The organism is Pseudoduganella sp. R-43 (genome assembly GCF_049913255.1).
GTDB lineage: Bacteria > Pseudomonadota > Gammaproteobacteria > Burkholderiales > Burkholderiaceae_D > Rugamonas.
In genome coordinates, this window is sequence record NZ_CP183988.1 from 1562002 (window position 1) to 1578247 (window position 16246).

Annotated in this window: 15 protein-coding genes and 1 other RNA gene; 6 read left to right on the forward strand and 10 right to left on the reverse strand. The window is 61.3% G+C overall.

The window, feature by feature from the left end; all coding sequences use genetic code 11:
* Positions 1 to 2 precede the first annotated feature (2 nt).
* The 7 genes from ACN9M3_RS07335 to ACN9M3_RS07365 form a co-directional block, all read right to left on the reverse strand.
* Positions 3 to 449 (reverse strand): hypothetical protein, encoded by a 447-nt coding sequence (locus ACN9M3_RS07335; protein ID WP_426169269.1) that lies wholly within the window; start codon positions 447 to 449, stop codon positions 3 to 5.
* A 138-nt stretch (positions 450 to 587) separates the two neighbouring features.
* Positions 588 to 1163: a PEP-CTERM sorting domain-containing protein gene (locus ACN9M3_RS07340; RefSeq protein WP_426169271.1), complete on the reverse strand. Its 576-nt coding sequence runs from the start codon at positions 1161 to 1163 to the stop codon at positions 588 to 590.
* A 192-nt stretch (positions 1164 to 1355) separates the two neighbouring features.
* Positions 1356 to 2246 carry an RNA polymerase sigma factor RpoH gene (gene rpoH / locus ACN9M3_RS07345; RefSeq protein WP_426321509.1) on the reverse strand — a complete coding sequence of 297 codons (891 nt, stop codon included), beginning with the start codon at positions 2244 to 2246 and terminating at the stop codon, positions 1356 to 1358.
* Between the two features lie 324 nt (positions 2247 to 2570).
* Positions 2571 to 3485 carry a permease-like cell division protein FtsX gene (ftsX, locus tag ACN9M3_RS07350; protein ID WP_426169275.1) on the reverse strand — a complete coding sequence of 305 codons (915 nt, stop codon included), beginning with the start codon at positions 3483 to 3485 and terminating at the stop codon, positions 2571 to 2573.
* Positions 3482 to 4141 carry a cell division ATP-binding protein FtsE gene (locus ACN9M3_RS07355; RefSeq protein WP_426169278.1) on the reverse strand — a complete coding sequence of 220 codons (660 nt, stop codon included), beginning with the start codon at positions 4139 to 4141 and terminating at the stop codon, positions 3482 to 3484. Before ACN9M3_RS07355 ends, ftsX begins: the two co-directional genes overlap by 4 nt.
* A gap of 9 nt (positions 4142 to 4150) precedes the next feature.
* Positions 4151 to 5203: a signal recognition particle-docking protein FtsY gene (gene ftsY, locus ACN9M3_RS07360; protein ID WP_426321512.1), complete on the reverse strand. Its 1053-nt coding sequence runs from the start codon at positions 5201 to 5203 to the stop codon at positions 4151 to 4153.
* A 50-nt stretch (positions 5204 to 5253) separates the two neighbouring features.
* The gene (locus ACN9M3_RS07365) at positions 5254 to 6204 is read right to left on the reverse strand and encodes a MerR family transcriptional regulator (RefSeq protein WP_426321514.1); all 951 of its coding nucleotides are present in this window, start codon (positions 6202 to 6204) and stop codon (positions 5254 to 5256) included.
* Between the two features lie 356 nt (positions 6205 to 6560).
* Between ACN9M3_RS07365 and ACN9M3_RS07370 the strand changes: the two genes are divergently transcribed.
* Both ACN9M3_RS07370 and ACN9M3_RS07375 read left to right on the forward strand, forming a co-directional pair.
* On the forward strand, positions 6561 to 7634 hold the full coding sequence (locus tag ACN9M3_RS07370) for a porin (protein WP_426169284.1): 1074 nt from the start codon (positions 6561 to 6563) through the stop codon (positions 7632 to 7634).
* Between the two features lie 62 nt (positions 7635 to 7696).
* Complete coding sequence (locus tag ACN9M3_RS07375) at positions 7697 to 8164, forward strand: hypothetical protein (protein ID WP_426169287.1); 468 nt, start codon at positions 7697 to 7699, stop codon at positions 8162 to 8164.
* A gap of 6 nt (positions 8165 to 8170) precedes the next feature.
* On the opposite strand, the gene ACN9M3_RS07380 is transcribed toward ACN9M3_RS07375, so the two are convergent.
* From ACN9M3_RS07380 to ACN9M3_RS07390, 3 genes are all read right to left on the reverse strand, one after another.
* Positions 8171 to 8551, reverse strand: a complete 381-nt coding sequence (locus tag ACN9M3_RS07380) for a hypothetical protein (protein WP_426169289.1) — start codon at positions 8549 to 8551, stop codon at positions 8171 to 8173.
* On the reverse strand, positions 8548 to 8946 hold the full coding sequence (locus ACN9M3_RS07385; protein ID WP_426169292.1) for a hypothetical protein: 399 nt from the start codon (positions 8944 to 8946) through the stop codon (positions 8548 to 8550). The genes ACN9M3_RS07380 and ACN9M3_RS07385 overlap by 4 nt, the downstream gene beginning before the upstream one ends.
* A 119-nt stretch (positions 8947 to 9065) precedes the next feature.
* Entirely contained in the window at positions 9066 to 10763 is a 1698-nt protein-coding gene (locus ACN9M3_RS07390; protein ID WP_426169294.1) for a thiamine pyrophosphate-binding protein, read from the reverse strand.
* A 313-nt stretch (positions 10764 to 11076) separates the two neighbouring features.
* On the opposite strand from ACN9M3_RS07390, the gene rnpB reads away from it, so the two are divergent.
* From rnpB to ACN9M3_RS07410, 4 genes are all read left to right on the forward strand, one after another.
* Positions 11077 to 11408, forward strand: an RNA gene (gene rnpB, locus ACN9M3_RS07395) — RNase P RNA component class A.
* A 12-nt stretch (positions 11409 to 11420) separates the two neighbouring features.
* Positions 11421 to 12905 (forward strand): glycerol kinase GlpK, encoded by a 1485-nt coding sequence (gene glpK, locus ACN9M3_RS07400; protein WP_426321518.1) that lies wholly within the window; start codon positions 11421 to 11423, stop codon positions 12903 to 12905.
* Positions 12902 to 13675 (forward strand): PAS domain-containing protein, encoded by a 774-nt coding sequence (locus ACN9M3_RS07405; RefSeq protein ID WP_426169299.1) that lies wholly within the window; start codon positions 12902 to 12904, stop codon positions 13673 to 13675. Before glpK ends, ACN9M3_RS07405 begins: the two co-directional genes overlap by 4 nt.
* Before the next feature lie 98 nt (positions 13676 to 13773).
* A complete protein-coding gene (locus ACN9M3_RS07410) occupies positions 13774 to 15996 on the forward strand; it encodes a collagenase (RefSeq protein ID WP_426321520.1) in 2223 nt (740 codons plus the stop codon).
* The last annotated feature ends 250 nt before the right edge of the window (positions 15997 to 16246 follow it).

Below are 16246 nucleotides of genomic sequence, written 5' to 3' on the forward strand. Positions count from 1 at the left end.
AGCTATGTTGGCTGGGAAATATTTACCCGCAAGCTTACCCGATAATCCGGCGCCGGTGCCTTCAGCGACGGCGGTTCTGCCGGCTCCATCCCCAGCAGCGTGAAGGTCAGCCCATTAAGCGTCACGGTCTTGCTGGCCCCCGGCATGGCGTCCGCCAGCACGAAGCTGGAGCTGCCTTGCTGGTCGCTCAGCACGAAGCTGTAGCTGATGTATCCAGCCCAGACGCAGACTGCGCCTTTTTTACAGCGGCTGTCATTGACACGCTCGAGCTTGAGCGTGACTGCAGGGGCCAGCTTGACGATTTCCCCTTGTGCCAGGACGTAGCTGGCGCTGGTGCGTGGTGCCGGGCGGCTGGCTGCATCCTCGGCAGTGCTGCGGGTCGAGCCGCAGGCGGCGGCAATGGCGAGGACCAGGCCCGCCATGCCCAGACAGATCAGTCTAGCTTGCATGATGTTCTCCTCTGGCCTGGGAACAGCTTAGCAAATTACAAACTATCGTGTTGCACTGTTGAGTCCACTCAACAGTATGGTCGCGCCGAAAAAAAAGCGCCCCGGAGGGCGCCAGCTTTTATAGTTGGTTTTCACAACTTATTGTGTGCGGCGGCGGCGGACTATCCCCAAGCCCATCAGGCCGACGCCAAGCAGTGCCAAGGAAGCGGGTTCCGGAACCTCTTGCGGGGGAACGCCCGGGTCGGTCGGCGCATTGGCGCTGTTGGCCATGACTTTGAATTCGACATTGGTATTGTTGTCGTGCACGTTCAGCGAATTGAGCTTGAAGGTGTGGACGACGCCCGCCGTCAGGGAAACTTCGTCCCAGTAAGCGGAATAGCTGCTGGGCTTGGGGAGGGTCTTGGCCACCCCAACGTTGTCGAGGAAGAGGTCGAAGTCGAAATCCTGGACGCTGCCGCCATTTGGCGGCGTAATGCCAAAGTCGAAGGTGGTGTCGACGCTCACCGTCACGTACAGGACCTCCAGGTCTTTTACGTGAATCCAGTCGGCAAAGGTCCAAACCGATTCACCGTCAGGATTCCAGCCAGCACTGATTACCGAATCAACCGTCAATGCCAGTGGATTGCCGTAGGTTTGTCCGTCTTTGGTCGGGCCTGCAACGGCCAAGCTGGCTGTCAGGGCGCAAATTGCGGTCAATGCAAGCTTCTTGAACATGGGTAACTCCTCAGTGAGTGTGCTTGAGAGTTACTAAGCAATCGCTATGCCAGGAATTCAAACTCAGCCATATCAAGGGCTTAGCGATAGTTGCGATGTGGAATGTAAAAATTCCCGACATTAAGAAGCTTGCCCAAAAGTAAAAAAGCACCGACCCTTGCGGAATCGGTGCTTTTGCCGGAGGGTGCAGGCTTACATGTAGGCGGCCAGCGCACCCTTCATTTTCTTCAGCGCAGCCGCTTCGATCTGGCGGATGCGCTCGGCCGACACGCCGAACTCTTCCGCCAGCGTATGCAGCGTGGCGCCCGAACCATCGTCGTTGGCCAGCCAGCGTGCCTCGACGATGCGGCGCGAACGGGCGTCGAGCTTGGACAGGGCGGTTTCCAGGCCTTCGGACTGCAGGCGCACCACCTGTTCCGCTTCCAGCACCTTGGTCGGCTCCATATTGTCGGAGGACAGGTAGGCGATGGGCGAGAACTTGTCGTCTTCGTCGTCGGACGGCGCTTCCAGCGCGATGTCACGGCCGCTCAGGCGGGTTTCCATCTCGATCACGTCCTCGCGCCTCACGTCCAGGGTCTTGGCCAGTTCGTCGATTTGCGCCGGCGACATGGCGTCGAGCCCCTGCTTGTGGCTGCGCAGGTTGAAGAACAGCTTGCGCTGGGCCTTGGTGGTGGCCACTTTGACCAGGCGCCAGTTCTTCAAGATGTATTCGTGGATTTCAGCCTTGATCCAGTGCATGGCATAGGACACCAGGCGCACGCCCTGGTCGGGGTCGAAGCGCTTGACTGCCTTCATCAGGCCGATATTGCCTTCCTGGATCAGGTCGCCGTGCGGCAGGCCATAGCCCAGGTAGCCGCGCGCGATCGACACCACCAGGCGCAGGTGAGAAGTCACCAGCGTTTCCGCGGCCTTGATATCGTTCTTTTCCTTCAGGCTCTTGCCCAGCGCCACTTCTTCCTCATGGGTCAGCATGGGCAGGCGATTGACAGCCGAGATATAAGCGTCCAGGTTGCCCAGGCTCCCGCTGAAGCCAAGGGTCAGCGCGTTGCTGCCGGCAGGTACCAGTGCGTTTGTTGCGGTCATCTTGTCTATCCTCGCTTGAAGGGAATGCTTTTCAGAGTTACCAGCATGCACGACAGAACTTAAATGATTCTTAACCTCTATCATGCCGTTCTGAACATATATTAGCACTCTCCCTTGGTGAGTGCCAATTGCTGGGATTTTATGGCTCTGATAGCAAAAACACTATCGGCAAAGCGCTATTCCTTGCGTTGGATCAAAGTCAGGATAAGGCGGGCAGGGGCGCGGCTCCGTGCGGGTACGCACGATGAAGTTGAAAGTCGGGGTCAGGTCTGGCAATCCGCCACATTGTGGCGGATTGCCAGACCTGACCCCGACTTTCAACTTTCAATTTAGCCTGGAAAGATGACGCTGGACGCAGAGCAGGGCGCCGATCAGGCCGAGGCCGGCGGACAGGGCCAGCAGGCCGGCCGTGCCCAGGGGATCGAGCGGAGCCAGCTGGAATTCGGAGGCATACAGTCTTGCAAACTCTGCAATGGCCCGGTTGAGGGGCTGCAGGGCCAGCGCCACGCCGCCCAGGGCCACGCCGCCGGCACACAGGCCGAGCAGGGCGCCGGTGTAATAGAAGGGGCGGTGGATGAAACTGTCGCTGGCGCCGATCAGCTTGGACACCAGGATTTCTTCGCGCTGGGTCATCACTTGCAGGCGTATGGTATTGAACACTACCGCCACCACCACCGTGGCCAGCGTGGCGGCCAGCAGGAGCAGGGCCAGGCGCAGCACGCCCAGCAGGGCAGCCAGCCGTTTTACCCAGGCCGAATCGACTTGCACCGATTCCACGCCCGGCAGGGCGCGCATCTGGTCGGCGATGCTGTCGATCTTGCTGCCTTCGGCCGCGTCCTGGAAGGCGTTCAGCTTCACCACGTAGCTGTCCGGCAGCGGATTCTCGCCCAGGGTGGCGACCACGTCGGACAAGCCGCTCTTGGCATTGAGCTGTTCCAGCGCTTTTTCGCGCGAAGTGAAGATGATCTTGGCCGTCGGTGCAATGTTGCGCAGCGAGGAGGCCAGCCCGGTGGCCTGTTCGCGCGGCGTGTCGGCCTTGATGAAGACGCTGAGTTCAGGCTCGACCGCCATCTGCTCCGACATCGGCCGTACATTGTCGAGCAAGGTCACGCCCATGAAGGGCAGGGCCAGCGCAATCGCGACCACCAGGATATTGAACAGGAAAGAACCTGGCGCCCGGCGCACGTGCACCAGTGCAGAGCCGAGGGCGAACAGGTGGTGGCGCAGCCAGGTGCTCATGCGGCTTCCCTCATCAGTTCGCCACGTTCGAGATGGATCACGCGTGCCGCGGCGTCCAGGATCTGTTCATCGTGCGAGGAAATCAGGCAAGTCACGCCGACCGAGTGGAAGGCATGCAGCGCATCGATCACCCGGTTGGCGCTGGCGCGGTCCAGGTTGGCGGTCGGCTCGTCGGCCAGGATGATTTGCGGGCGGTTGACGATGGCGCGTGCGATCGACACGCGCTGCTGCTCGCCGCCGGACAGGGCCAGCGGCTGGCCGTCGGCGCGGTCCAGCAAGCCTACCTTGTCGAGGGCGGCCCGGGCACGCTGCTCGGCGGCGGCGCGCGGCGAGCCGGTCACCAGCAGCGGCATCATGACATTGGCCAGCACCGAACGGTCGTTCAGCAGGCGTTGCTCCTGGAAGATCAGGCCCAGGTTGCGGCGCAGGAAGGGAATGCCGGCGCGCTTCAGGGCGCCGATGTCCTGGCCGTTCACCAGCACCTTGCCCGAGGTCGGGCGCTCCATGGCGGCAATCATCTTCAGCAGGGTCGACTTGCCGGCGCCGGAAGGGCCGGCAAGGTAGACCAGCTCGCCCTTGGCAATGGTGAAGGAAATGTCGCGCAGCGCGACACCGTCGGGAGAATACTGTTTGCTGACGTGCTGGAATTCGATCATGTAGGCCGCTTATGCGAGCAGTGCTTCAACAAATTCAGCCGCATTGAACGGCTGCAGGTCTTCAATCTTTTCGCCGATGCCGATGAAGTACACCGGAACCGGGCGTACGCGGGCGATGGCGGCCAGGATGCCGCCTTTCGCAGTGCCGTCGAGCTTGGTAATGATCAAGCCCGACAATTGCAGCGCATCGTCGAAAGCCTTCACCTGGGCCAGGGCATTCTGGCCGGTATTGCCGTCGATGACCAGCAGGGTTTCGTGCGGCGCCCCTTCCATGCCTTTGCCGATCACTCGCTTGACCTTCTTCAGCTCTTCCATCAGGTGGAGCTGGGTCGGCAGGCGGCCGGCCGTGTCGATCATCACGACGTTGGTGCCGCGCGCCTTGCCGGACTGCACCGCGTCGAAGGACACGGCCGCCGGGTCGCCCGATTCCTGGGAAATCACGGTCACATTGTTGCGTTGGCCCCACACCATCAGCTGTTCGCGCGCTGCGGCACGGAAAGTGTCGCCGGCAGCCAACAGTACCGACTGGCCGTGGGCTTGCATATGCTTGGCCAGCTTGCCGATGGTGGTGGTCTTGCCGGCGCCGTTGACGCCGGAAATCATCATCACCAGCGGCTGGTGGCGGCCCAGTTCGAATGGCTTTTGCAGCGGCTGGAGCAGGCTGGTCATCAGCTGCTTGAGCGCCTCCTTGACCTGGGCGGCGTCCAGCAGCTTCTCTTCCTTGACTTTGCGCTTGAGCGCGTCAAGCAGGTATTGGGTGGCTTCGACGCCGGCATCGGACATCAGCAGCGCCGCTTCCAGCTCGTCATACAGGTCTTCGTCGATCTTGGCGCCGACGAACAGGATGGACAGGTTGGCGGAGGTCTTCGACAAGCCAGCCTTCAGGCGGCTCATCCAGCCTTGCCTGGGCTCCGGCTTGGCGGCAGTGTCGACTTCGAACGCCAGCGGCGCCGCAGTCTCGGCGCTGGCTGGCGCGGCAGGAGCAGGGGCCGCAGGCGTTGCGGCCGGCGCGGCGAGCGCGGCTTCCGGCGCGACCGGTTTCTTCTTGAAAAAACTGAACATGGACAGGTTGGCAGAGGGTCCTTCAATCGAACCGCGTATTCTACCAGAGGCTAGCTGAGGGCCTGCCGTTGGCGCTGCCGCCATTCCGCGACCGCCGGGCCGATATCGCCCAGTTCACATACCGTCACATGGCTTGGCGGGCGTTTGCGCAAGGCCGGGTTGGTGCCGCCGGCCCAGATCTCCGCCTGTTCCGGCAGGCGGGCCCGCAATTCGCGCAGGCTGTCGTTGACGTGGCGCGGGTTCATGGTGGCGGAAAAGGACAGGGCCACGATGTCGGCTTGCATGGCGCGCGCGCCTTCAACGATGTCCGGCAGCGGGGTCTGAACGCCTAGCGGAATGCAATGCGCTCCCTCGGCGGCGAACATGGCCTCGGCCATCAGCAAGCGCAGGCCGTGGCGCTCCTGGGGCAGGGTGGTCAGCAGGACGCGCGGGCGCGGCGCTCCGCTGCTGTGGTTGACTTGCGGCACCGAGAAGACGGCGCTGCGCAGCACGATCTGCACCGATTCTGCATATAAATGCTCTTCAAATACTGCAAACTGCCCGCAAGCCCAGGCTTCGCCCACCAAGGTGGACAGCGGCGCAACCAGGTTGACGACAAAATTCTTCAAGCCCATGACGAGCATCGCCTGCGTCAGTTTGCGGCGGAATGCTTCCATTTGATGGGTTTTGCAGAGCTCCAGGTAGGATTGCAGCTCGGGATGGGGCAAGCTGGTCTCATCGCGCAGGCTGGAGGCGCTTTTTTGTGCCAGGGCCTGCAATTCATCGGCCGAATAGCCGATGACCTTGCCCGGACGATAGCCAAGATCAATCAATCTCTTGATCAATCTCAATTTAATTACCTGTTCGCTTGGATAGACTCGCTCCCCGAACGTATCGCGTTCAGGGCGGGGGAAATCGTAACGGCGTTCCCAGACGCGCAAAGTTTCCTTTGCCAGACCGGTGTCCCGTTCCACGTCACTGATCGTGGATGGAATTGTTACAGAAACCGCACTCGTTTTCATTCGCCGACAGCGCCCCCAGATTGATACGCGACCTGCATTCTAACGCCGAAGTCTGGCACAAAGTTGCATGCGGTGCAGGCTAGTTTCACTATGAAACTGGGGTTCAAACCGCTTGTCCATGACACAACCATGATGCTCTCAGTTTAGCCTCGAAAAGCATCGGAATTGTGAAATATGTCCTGAACAAAAATGTTGAAGCTTGCATAAATTTTGTTCGGTTGCTGTGGCAAAAGGCGCCATCTTGCAATACGTATTACTACGTGAATAGCAGGAAATATTGAGATCATATAAAATGGCGGGCGATCAGCGCCGAAGAGCCCTGGTGATTGATAACAAAGAAAAGGAAGAAGCACATCATGAAGAAGACCCTGATTTCCCTCGCAATCCTCGCAGTATCGGGCAGCGCCTACGCCCAGTCGAACGTAACCATCTTCGGTATCATGGATGCCGGCATCGTGTCCGAACACGGTGGCAAGAACGGTAACGTGACCAAAGTGTCCTCCGGCGTCGCCAATGCATCGCGCATCGGCTTCAAAGGCACCGAAGACCTGGGTGGCGGCCTGTCCGCAGTGTTCCTGCTGGAAGGCGGCATCAAAGGCGACACCGGTGAATCCGACGTGTCCGGTTCCGTATTCCAGCGTCAGGCATACGTAGGCCTGGTGTCGAAATCGGCTGGTACCCTGACCCTGGGCCGCCAGTACACCCCTTGGTACAACGCCTTCGTACAAGTTGGCGATCCGTTCCAGGCTGGCCTGTCCGGTTCGGCCAAGAACATCTTCCCAGCAAACGGCATCAACGTACGTAACAGCAACTCGGTGTACTACAAGTCCCCAGACATGATGGGCATCACCGCTGAAGTGTTCTACGCTGCCGGCGAACAGAAGGAATCCTCGACCGGCCGTCAACTGGGCGCGTCGATCGGCTACAAGAACGGCGACTTCGAAGGCCGCCTGGCTTACAACAACCGCAACAACGACACCGTTGCCAACAACGTCGTGACCGGTCGTGACATTGGCCACAACACCCTGCTGGCCGTGAACTACGACTTCAAAGTTGTGAAAGCCTTCGCCATGTTCAACGCCAACAAGGGCCTGAACAGCGTTGCATACCCGAACGGCACTGCTTACACCGCAGCTGCAGTGGCTCCTTCGACCGACAGCCGCAACTACCTGCTGGGCGCGACCGTTCCTGTGTCGGCTGCCGGCTCCCTGGTGGCTTCCGTGGCCCGCGCGGATGACCGTGAAGTTGCCAACCGCGATGCTAACCAGTACGCAATCGGCTACCTGCACAAGCTGTCCCCACGCACCACCACCTACATGTCGTACGGCAAGATCAAGAACAAGAACGGCGCTTCCTTCACCGTTGGTAACAACGCTGAATCCGGCTCCGGTGACTCCGCTTACAACGTAGGCATCCGTCACACCTTCTAATCCAGCCTGTTCCTGGTCAAAAACGGCTGCCTCGCGCAGCCGTTTTTTTTTACAATGCTGACATGAAAACTTCCCATCGTATCGGCAGCGCACTGCTGCTCGCTTCAGTGACTGTCTTGCCGGCTGCGCTGGCGGCCAACAAGGCTGGCGGCCTGCCGCGCTACGGCATGGTGGTCTATTCCGACCTGTGCGTGCATGAAGGCAGCGGTGAATATGGCGGCCAGCGCATCACGCTGCAGCGCTTTGCCGAGGTCGATACTGTGATCTACGAGTACACGGCGGGGGGCTTGAGCTGGCCGCTGGTGGCGACCGACGTGAATGTCGACCCGCGCGGCAAGATGATGTACTTCACCGTGCAGGAAGGGGAAGAAGAACGCACTATCAGCGGCAAGTTCTCGCCCAATGGCGAAACCCTGACCCTCGATGGCGGCTATTGCGACGACCAGTCGCAGCCAATGGTGCTGTCAAAAGTGCGCGACTTCAGCCGCACTGCCAAGGCCTGCAAGGCCTGCCCCGCGCCAAAGCGTTAAGGGGAACTAAAACGGGTAGCTTTCTGTGTTGCGCTGCGCGTCCCACTTTGCAATGAATGTGCCGACGAACATGCCCACTATCGCTGCAACAATAAAGCTGGGCCAGGAGTCTGGGGCAATTATTGCCGATACGCCGGAGAAGAACACGCCAATACCGGTAGCGAATATAGTTCGCAGGACTAACGGGGGGGAGTGCGGGGTTTCAGGTAGGTATCGCGACTGAATGACTGGTTGCAGAAGTACTTTGCGGCCAGCGGTGAGTGCACTTTCCACGAGCTCCATTTGTGAATCCTGCTTGCGAAGCATGGCCGGATCGATTTCGAGCACCAAAACATCATTCTGTTGACCAATCTTGCTGGATGGGTCATTGCATGATTTGCTTATCATATCGTTCCTCTCGCGAAATATCCCATAACAAGCGTGAGTGCCGCCAGTATCCCTGCAAAAGATTTCAATGCCATTGTCGGCGTCCAGCCAGTTTTGCTCCCACGGAGATGCATCGCGGAGGTTAGTAACACACAGCAAAACACTGCTGTAGCGATGCAGCCTGCTGTCAAGGCAGGATGAATATCGCTTGTGCTCATCAACCGAACGATGGATTGAATGTCAATCACGATAGCCCCGTAAAGCCAACCCAGCGGGTCAAAAGCTTCGCGCCAAGCGAACGGATTAGTGCTTCCGGCGATCTTGAAACATAGGCCTACGAGCAGGTAGAGCCCGCCTGCTCCAAACAGGGCGGCGATTCCTTCAATTAGCAACCAGCGAATTGGTTCGTTCATCATACGCCTTCGCGTGCGTGGATGTAGCGAACGTACTGCCGAATGGCTCGAAGCGATAGGCGAAAAATCAAAGGGCTGGCCGCGCGATTGCGGGCCAGCCCTTTAGCCGGGTGCAGCGGGGATTATTTGCCGGCGGCGACGGCTTGCTTGCGGATGGTGTCGAGGGTGGCGCCTGGCGTGATCAGGTTGCCGTCGTAGCGCAACTCGATGATGGCCGGGAGGCTTTGCTCGCGGGTGAAGGCGAGGGCGCGTTGCAAGGCCGGGGCGAAGTCTTCGGTGGCCGCAACGGTTTCGCCATGGCCGCCGAAGGCGCGCGCCACTGCGGCGAAGTCCGGGTTGTGCAGCGTGGTGCCGGAGACGCGGCCAGGATACTCGCGCTCCTGGTGCATGCGGATGGTGCCGAACATCTGGTTGTTGAAGACGATGATGATCAAGCCCGCCTTGTACTGCACGGCGGTGGCCAGCTCCTGGCCGTTCATCAGGTATTCGCCGTCGCCTGCAAACGTCACCACGGTGCGGGATGGACCGATGATCTTTGCAGCCACGCCGGACGGCACGGAGTAACCCATGGCGCCGCTGGTGGGCGCGAGCTGGGTGCGCATCTGGCCATACGGCCAGTAGCGGTGCGCCCACGTGGCGTAGTTGCCGGCGCCATTGGTGATGATGGTGTCGGCAGGGCACTGGGCCTTCAGTTCCTGCACTACTTGCCACAGGTTCAGCGGGGCGTTGTTGTCCTTGAAGATCGAGGGCTGCTGCTGCCAGGCGTTATACTCGGCGCGCGCCTGTTCGACGCTGTCGCGCCATGCGCTCGCATCGACCGGCTCCATTGCCGCCAGCATGGCCGCAGCCTGCGGCATGCCGGAAGCGATCATCAACTCGCCCTGGTAGACGCTGCCCAGTTCTTCGGGACTGGCGTGGATGTGCACCAGGCGCTGTTGCGGCACCGGCGAGGCGATGATGGAGTAGCCGCTGGTGGTCATTTCACCGAGGCGCGGGCCGATGGCGATCAGCACGTCGGCTTCTTTCACGCGTGCAGCCAGCTTCGGATTGATGCCGATGCCGACGTCGCCGATGTAGTTCGGGTGGGTGTTGTCCAGCAGGTCCTGGAAACGGAAGGCGCAGCCGACCGGCAGGTGGTTCGCTTCGGCGAACTTGCGGATGTCGGCCGTGGCTTGTTCATTCCAGCCGCCGCCGCCCAGCAGCAGCATCGGGCGCTTGGCTTCGGACAGCATCTGGCGCAGTTGCGCCACCTGCGGTGCGGAAGGCGCGCCCTGGGTCGGCACGTAGGCGCGGGTGTCGGCCACGGTGGCTTTGGCGGTCAGCATGTCTTCCGGCAGGGCCAGCACCACGGGGCCTGGACGGCCGCTGGTGGCGACCTGGAAGGCGCGTGCAATGTATTCGGGGATGCGGTCGGCGCGGTCGATCTGGGCTACCCATTTCGCCATCTGGCCGAACATGCGGCGGTAATCGACTTCCTGGAAGGCTTCGCGGTCCATGAAATCGCTGCCGACCTGGCCGATGAACAGGATCATCGGGGTCGAATCCTGGAAGGCTGTATGCACGCCGATCGAGGCATTGGTGGCGCCCGGGCCGCGGGTCACGAAGCAGATGCCTGGCTTGCCGGTCATCTTGCCGTAGGCGTCGGCCATGAAGGCAGCGCCGCCTTCCTGGCGGTTGATGATGAAGCGGATGCCGGATTCGTGCAGGGCGTCCAGCACGTCCAGGTAGCTTTCGCCTGGCACGCCGAAGGCGGTATCGGTGCCGTGGACTTTCAGCGCATCGACCAGGATCTGGCCGCCGGAACGAGGAGTTTGCGTCATGGTACTTGCCTTCTTATACATGGATTTGGCATTCTATGCCTGTGCTAGGGAAATGGCTTTCGGTTTTGCGACACCAAATTATATGGACGGCGTCAGGGCCCAACACCCAACACGGCTGCGCCGTGTCAGGTATCGGGACCTGACCCCGGGTAAATAATGTTGGAGTCAGGGCCCAACACCCAACACGGCTGCGCCGTGTCAGGTATCGGGACCTGACCCCGGGTAAATAATGTTGGTGTCAGGGCCTAACACCCAACACGGCTTCGCCGTGTCAGGTATCAGGACCTGACCCCAATGATGTAAAATATCGCCCGAAGCAAGCCAGACAGCCGCTGGCCGAGGTAGCAATACCGAGGCGGGAGGAAGGTCCGGACTCCATAGAGCGGGGTGACGGTTAACGGCCGTCCGCTGAAAGCCAGCAATGGTATAAGGCGAGGAATAGGGCCACAGAGACGAGCGTATTAAGTTACGGTGAAACGCGGTAACCTCCACCTGGTGCAATTTCAAATAGGCACGCGATGATGTTGCTCGCGGAGCGTGCGGGTAGAAAGCTTGAGCGGCGGAGTAATCCGTCGCCTAGAGGAATGGCTGTCATAGCACCTTCGGGTGCCGTAACAAAATCCGGCCTATCGGCTTGCTTCAACTAATTCTTGAGAGATGACTCAATACATCCTCGCCCTGGACCAGGGCACAACCAGTTCGCGCGCCATCCTGTTCGACCACGAGGGCAAAATCGCAGGATGCGCGGCGCAGGAATTTCCCCAGCACTTCCCCCAGCCCGGCTGGGTTGAACACGACGCCAACGAGATCTGGAACAGCCAGATCACCGTGGCCCGCAAGGTCCTGCAGGACTTCGATATCAAAAAGGTGCGTGCCATCGGCATCACCAACCAGCGTGAAACCACCGTGGTGTGGGACCGCAAGACCGGCGAGCCGATTGCGCCGGCCATCGTGTGGCAGGACCGCCGCACTGCCGATTACTGCGAAGAGTTGCGCGCCGCGGGCAAGGCGAAGATGATCTGCGACGCGACCGGCCTTGAGCTGGACGCCTACTTCTCCGCCACCAAGGTCAAATGGATCCTGGACCACGTGCCGGGCGCGCGCGAACGCGCGCGCAAGGGCGCGCTGTGCTTCGGCACCATCGACTCCTGGCTGGCCTGGAAGCTGTGCGGCGTGCACGTCACCGACGTATCGAATGCCTCGCGCACCATGCTGTTCAACATCCACTTGATGCGCTGGGACTCGGACCTGCTGCACCTGTTCGACATCCCCGAAGAAATGCTGCCGCAGGTGGTCTCCTCCAGCGAGGAAGTGGGCGCCACGCGCGACGCGCTGTTCGGCCATGCGATTCCGGTGGCTGGCATCGCTGGCGACCAGCAGGCCGCCACGTTCGGCCAGGCCTGCCACAAGCCGGGCATGGTGAAGAATACCTACGGCACCGGATGCTTCATGCTGATGCACGCAGGCAGCCATCCGCGCACCTCGCACAACCGCCTGCTGTCTACTGTGGGCTGGCGCGTCGACGGCGCCACCGACTACATGCTGGAAGGCTCGGTGTTCATGGGCGGCGCCACCGTGCAATGGCTGCGCGATGGGCTGGGCATCATCCAGCAATCGAGCGACGTGGAGGCGCTGGCCAACAGCGTGCCAGACAGCGGCGGCGTGTTCCTGGTGCCGGCCTTCGTCGGCCTTGGCGCGCCGCACTGGGACCCTTATGCGCGCGGCACCATCGTCGGCCTGACGCGAGGCAGCAACAAGGCCCATATCGCGCGCGCCGCCGTGGAATCGATCGCCTACCAGAGCGCCGAGCTGCTGGCCGCCATGCAGAAGGATGCTTCCATGCCAGTGACGGAAGTGCGCGCCGACGGCGGCGCCGCCCGCAATGACATGCTGATGCAGTTCCAGTCCGACTTGCTGGGCGTGCCCGTGCTGCGCCCGAAAGTCACCGAAACGACAGCGTTGGGCGCGGCCTACCTGGCCGGCCTGGCTGTCGGCTTCTGGGAGTCGCAGGAAGAAATCGCCACGCAATGGGCCTGCGAGCGCCGCTTCACGCCAAACATGGGGGATGACCAGCGGGCCGAGTTGCTGGCAAAATGGAATCGCGCCACAGAGCGCGCCAAAGCATGGGAGACACCTTTATGATGGACCGTCCTTGGAACGTGGAGCTGGACGCGATCGAGAAACTGTTCGACGCGATGACTGAAGTAGCCTTCTTCGTGAAGGATCGCGATGGCCGCTATGTGGCCGTCAACAACACGCTGGCGCGCCGCTGCGGGCTGCGCAACAAGTCCGACATCCTCGGCAAGACGGTGATGGACGTGCATCCGCGCCCGCTCGCCGCCGCCTATGAGGCGCAGGACCGGCAGGTGATCGACATGGGCGCCACCATCGAAAAGCACCTGGAGCTGCACCTGTACCCGAACCGCCGCCGCGGCTGGTGCCTGACCCATAAAGCCCCGCTGCGCAACGAGCAGGGCGATATCGTCGGCCTGGTCGGCACCTCGCACGACCTCGGCCTGGTCGATGAACAGCACCCGGTGTACCGCCAGGTGGCGCGCATTGCGCAGCGCATCCGCGAGAACTTCCACATGCAGCTGAACCTGGCCGACCTGGCGCGCGAGGAAGGCCTGTCGCTGGCGCGCGTGGAGCGCCTGTTCCAGAAGGTCTTCCATTACAGCCCGCGCCAGCTGCTGCTGCAATCGCGGCTGGAAGGCGCGCTGGCGCTGATTGAAGCCTACCCTGGCCGCAGCATCGCCGAGATCGCGCGCGAATGCGGCTATACCGACCACAGCGCCTTCAGTCGCCAGTTCAAGGCGATGACGGGTTATACGCCAAGCCAGTTCCGAACCGGCTCCGGCGCGCGTCCGCCTGTGGCTTTTTCGCCCATCGCCTGTGCAGTTCACGTTGCCTGACGCAGCGAAATCACCATAACGGCGCGCACGATTGAAGCCGCGCCGCCTCTCCTCGATAGCATGGGCGCTCCCATTACTATAAAGAAGAGGTGGAGATCATGATGTTGAAAGCAATCGGCGCAGCAGTCCTGCTGCTCGCCGCGCAAGCCCACGCGGACAGCGGCGACAAGCTGCACCAGCCGCCCGCACCGCACCAGCGGCAAACCCTGCCGCCGACGGTGGAGCAAAGCAAATACGACCTGGCGCCGACGCGCAAGCCGCGCAACGACCTGATGCCGCGCAACCTGAAGACCAGCATGACGCTCATGTCCGCAACGCCGCAGTGCAAGGACATGAACACCCTGGCCAGCTACAGCGGCGCCGCGCTGGCCGAATACGTGGCCACGCTGCCAGACTACGAGTGCACCTATCCCTTGTTCTCCGCCGCGCCGGCGCTGGCCGCCAGCATCTATTCCAGCGCCAACGTGAGCGCCGTCGCCAGCCGCCTGGCCAGCGAAGCGGCCAGCTACAACGGCACCAACATGAAGCTGGTGAACCTGGTGCTTTACCTGCGCGCCGGCTATTACCAGGCCAGCGGCGGCACCATTCCTGCGCTGACCGAATCGGTGCGTGCCCCGCTGCGCATGGCCATCCACGGCCTGGTGCAGGGCAACGGCCTGTACGCCAACAACTCCGTGGCGCCGACCACCGCTGGCGAAACATGGAAGCTGGTCACCAATATGCACGACGAAGTGCAGTTCCTGCCGGACGCGAAAGCGACCGTCGCGCGCTTCACCAATACCTCAGCCAGGCCGACTGCGGCAGAAGCGCTGAAGCAGGACAGCGCCGGCGGCGGCATGACCGGCGCGCTGACCGTGCTGTTCCGCGGCCATACATCGCCGGATGTCGGCACCACGCTGTCGAACGACATCTCCTACGCCAACACGCTGTACGCCTTCATCACCAACAACAAATCGGCGCTGCTGAACTCCAATGCCGGCTACCAGTTGACCGATGCCTCGAACGAGACTTTCCGCTTCATGCAGTACGCCGGCCTGAAGCCGCAAGTGAAACCGATGGTACAGAACACGCTGAACACCAGCACCATGCTGGGCGCCGACAGCGGCATGTGGCTGGCGGCGGCGCAAGCGGTCAAGTACTACGACAACAGCAATTGCGCGCAGTACGGCGTGTGCAACTACGAAGCCCAGCTGGCCAATGCCGTGCTGAAGACCAGCTACAACTGCAGCCCGACCCTGCGCCTGCGCGCACAGGACGTGACCCAGGCGCAGGTGCAGGAAATCTGCTCCGCACTGGCGACGGAAGAGGGTTATGCCCACACCATGCTGCAGACCAACCGCACCCCGGTGGCACACGACAACAACACCGCGCTGGAACTGGTGGTGTTCGATGACTACGCCAACTACAGCAAATACGCCGGCGTGATCTACGGTATCGACACCAACAACGGCGGCATGTACCTGGAAGGCGATCCTTCCGTGCTCGGCAACCAGGCGCGCTTCATTGCCCACGAGGCGTCGTGGCTGCGCCCGACCTTCAAGGTGTGGAACCTGGAGCACGAGTTCGTTCATTACATCGACGGCCGCTTCGACATGTACGGCGACTTCGGCCAAGGCACGTCCGTGCCGACCGTGTGGTGGATCGAAGGCATCGCGGAATACCTGTCGCTGAAGAATAACAACCAGCCCGCCATCGACATGGCGCGCAGCCGCAAATACCGCCTGAGCGACATCTTCGGCAATACCTACTCGATGTCCGACTACCAGGACCGCGCCTACCGCTGGGGCTATATGGCGGCGCGCTTCATGGTCGAGCGTCACCGTTCCGACGTGGACCAGGTGCTGGCCAAGTTCCGTGTCGGCGACTACGCGCGCTACAACGACTTCATGCGCGACATCGGCACCCGCTACGACAGCGAGTTCACCGCCTGGGCCGACGCGGCCACCACGGCCGGCGAACCACCGCTGCCTGACAGCGTATCCAACCTGCCGACCTGCAGCGGCCAGGCTTCGCCAACTTACCTTGGCAAGAACTGCGCCATCCGCAACCTGTCTTCCAGTTCGCGCACCTACCTGCACCTGATCGTGCCGGCCGGGGCGAAAAACCTGAAGATCATGAGCGCGGGCGGCAGTGGCAATATGGACATGTACGTGGCCCTGAACCGCTACCCGAGCACCACGTCCTATGATGTCGCCTCGACCAACTCGGGCAATGCGGAAAATATCAGCATCCCAAGCCCGGTCGCCAACCAGTGGTATTACATCACGCTGGAAGCGAAGCAGCCGTTCAGCGGCGTCACGGTAGGCGTCACTTACGAGTGAGAAGTATCGCAAGCCGTATAATGTAGGCAAGCGGCGACCACGCCATTTGTCTATACAAGTTGCCGCCCAGTCCACGCTGGGCGGCATTGTTCTTTTGAGGGTAGAAATCGCGCGCAAAGCGCGGCAGGCAGTCATTCCCCCGGTTATCGGGTCTACGGCACTTGTTGTTAAATTGATAAAGTGTCGTTGTCTTCAGGCAACCAATCGCTGATTTGCAAATTTATTTTTAGTCATTTTTACAGCGTTTGGC

What these genes read in the sequence shown, in the direction of transcription:
- ACN9M3_RS07375 (WP_426169287.1), top strand. Translation starts at nt 7,697, where the DNA reads ATGAAAACTTCCCATCGTATCGGCAGCGCACTGCTGCTCGCTTCAGTG.
- ACN9M3_RS07365 (WP_426321514.1), bottom strand. Translation starts at nt 6,204, where the DNA reads ATGAAAACGAGTGCGGTTTCTGTAACAATTCCATCCACGATCAGTGAC.
- glpK (WP_426321518.1), top strand. Translation starts at nt 11,421, where the DNA reads ATGACTCAATACATCCTCGCCCTGGACCAGGGCACAACCAGTTCGCGC.
- ACN9M3_RS07335 (WP_426169269.1), bottom strand. Translation starts at nt 449, where the DNA reads ATGCAAGCTAGACTGATCTGTCTGGGCATGGCGGGCCTGGTCCTCGCC.
- ACN9M3_RS07385 (WP_426169292.1), bottom strand. Translation starts at nt 8,946, where the DNA reads ATGATGAACGAACCAATTCGCTGGTTGCTAATTGAAGGAATCGCCGCC.
- ftsX (WP_426169275.1), bottom strand. Translation starts at nt 3,485, where the DNA reads ATGAGCACCTGGCTGCGCCACCACCTGTTCGCCCTCGGCTCTGCACTG.
- ftsY (WP_426321512.1), bottom strand. Translation starts at nt 5,203, where the DNA reads ATGTTCAGTTTTTTCAAGAAGAAACCGGTCGCGCCGGAAGCCGCGCTC.
- rpoH (WP_426321509.1), bottom strand. Translation starts at nt 2,246, where the DNA reads ATGACCGCAACAAACGCACTGGTACCTGCCGGCAGCAACGCGCTGACC.
- ACN9M3_RS07380 (WP_426169289.1), bottom strand. Translation starts at nt 8,551, where the DNA reads ATGATAAGCAAATCATGCAATGACCCATCCAGCAAGATTGGTCAACAG.
- ACN9M3_RS07370 (WP_426169284.1), top strand. Translation starts at nt 6,561, where the DNA reads ATGAAGAAGACCCTGATTTCCCTCGCAATCCTCGCAGTATCGGGCAGC.
- ACN9M3_RS07390 (WP_426169294.1), bottom strand. Translation starts at nt 10,763, where the DNA reads ATGACGCAAACTCCTCGTTCCGGCGGCCAGATCCTGGTCGATGCGCTG.
- ACN9M3_RS07355 (WP_426169278.1), bottom strand. Translation starts at nt 4,141, where the DNA reads ATGATCGAATTCCAGCACGTCAGCAAACAGTATTCTCCCGACGGTGTC.
- ACN9M3_RS07410 (WP_426321520.1), top strand. Translation starts at nt 13,774, where the DNA reads ATGATGTTGAAAGCAATCGGCGCAGCAGTCCTGCTGCTCGCCGCGCAA.
- ACN9M3_RS07340 (WP_426169271.1), bottom strand. Translation starts at nt 1,163, where the DNA reads ATGTTCAAGAAGCTTGCATTGACCGCAATTTGCGCCCTGACAGCCAGC.
- ACN9M3_RS07405 (WP_426169299.1), top strand. Translation starts at nt 12,902, where the DNA reads ATGATGGACCGTCCTTGGAACGTGGAGCTGGACGCGATCGAGAAACTG.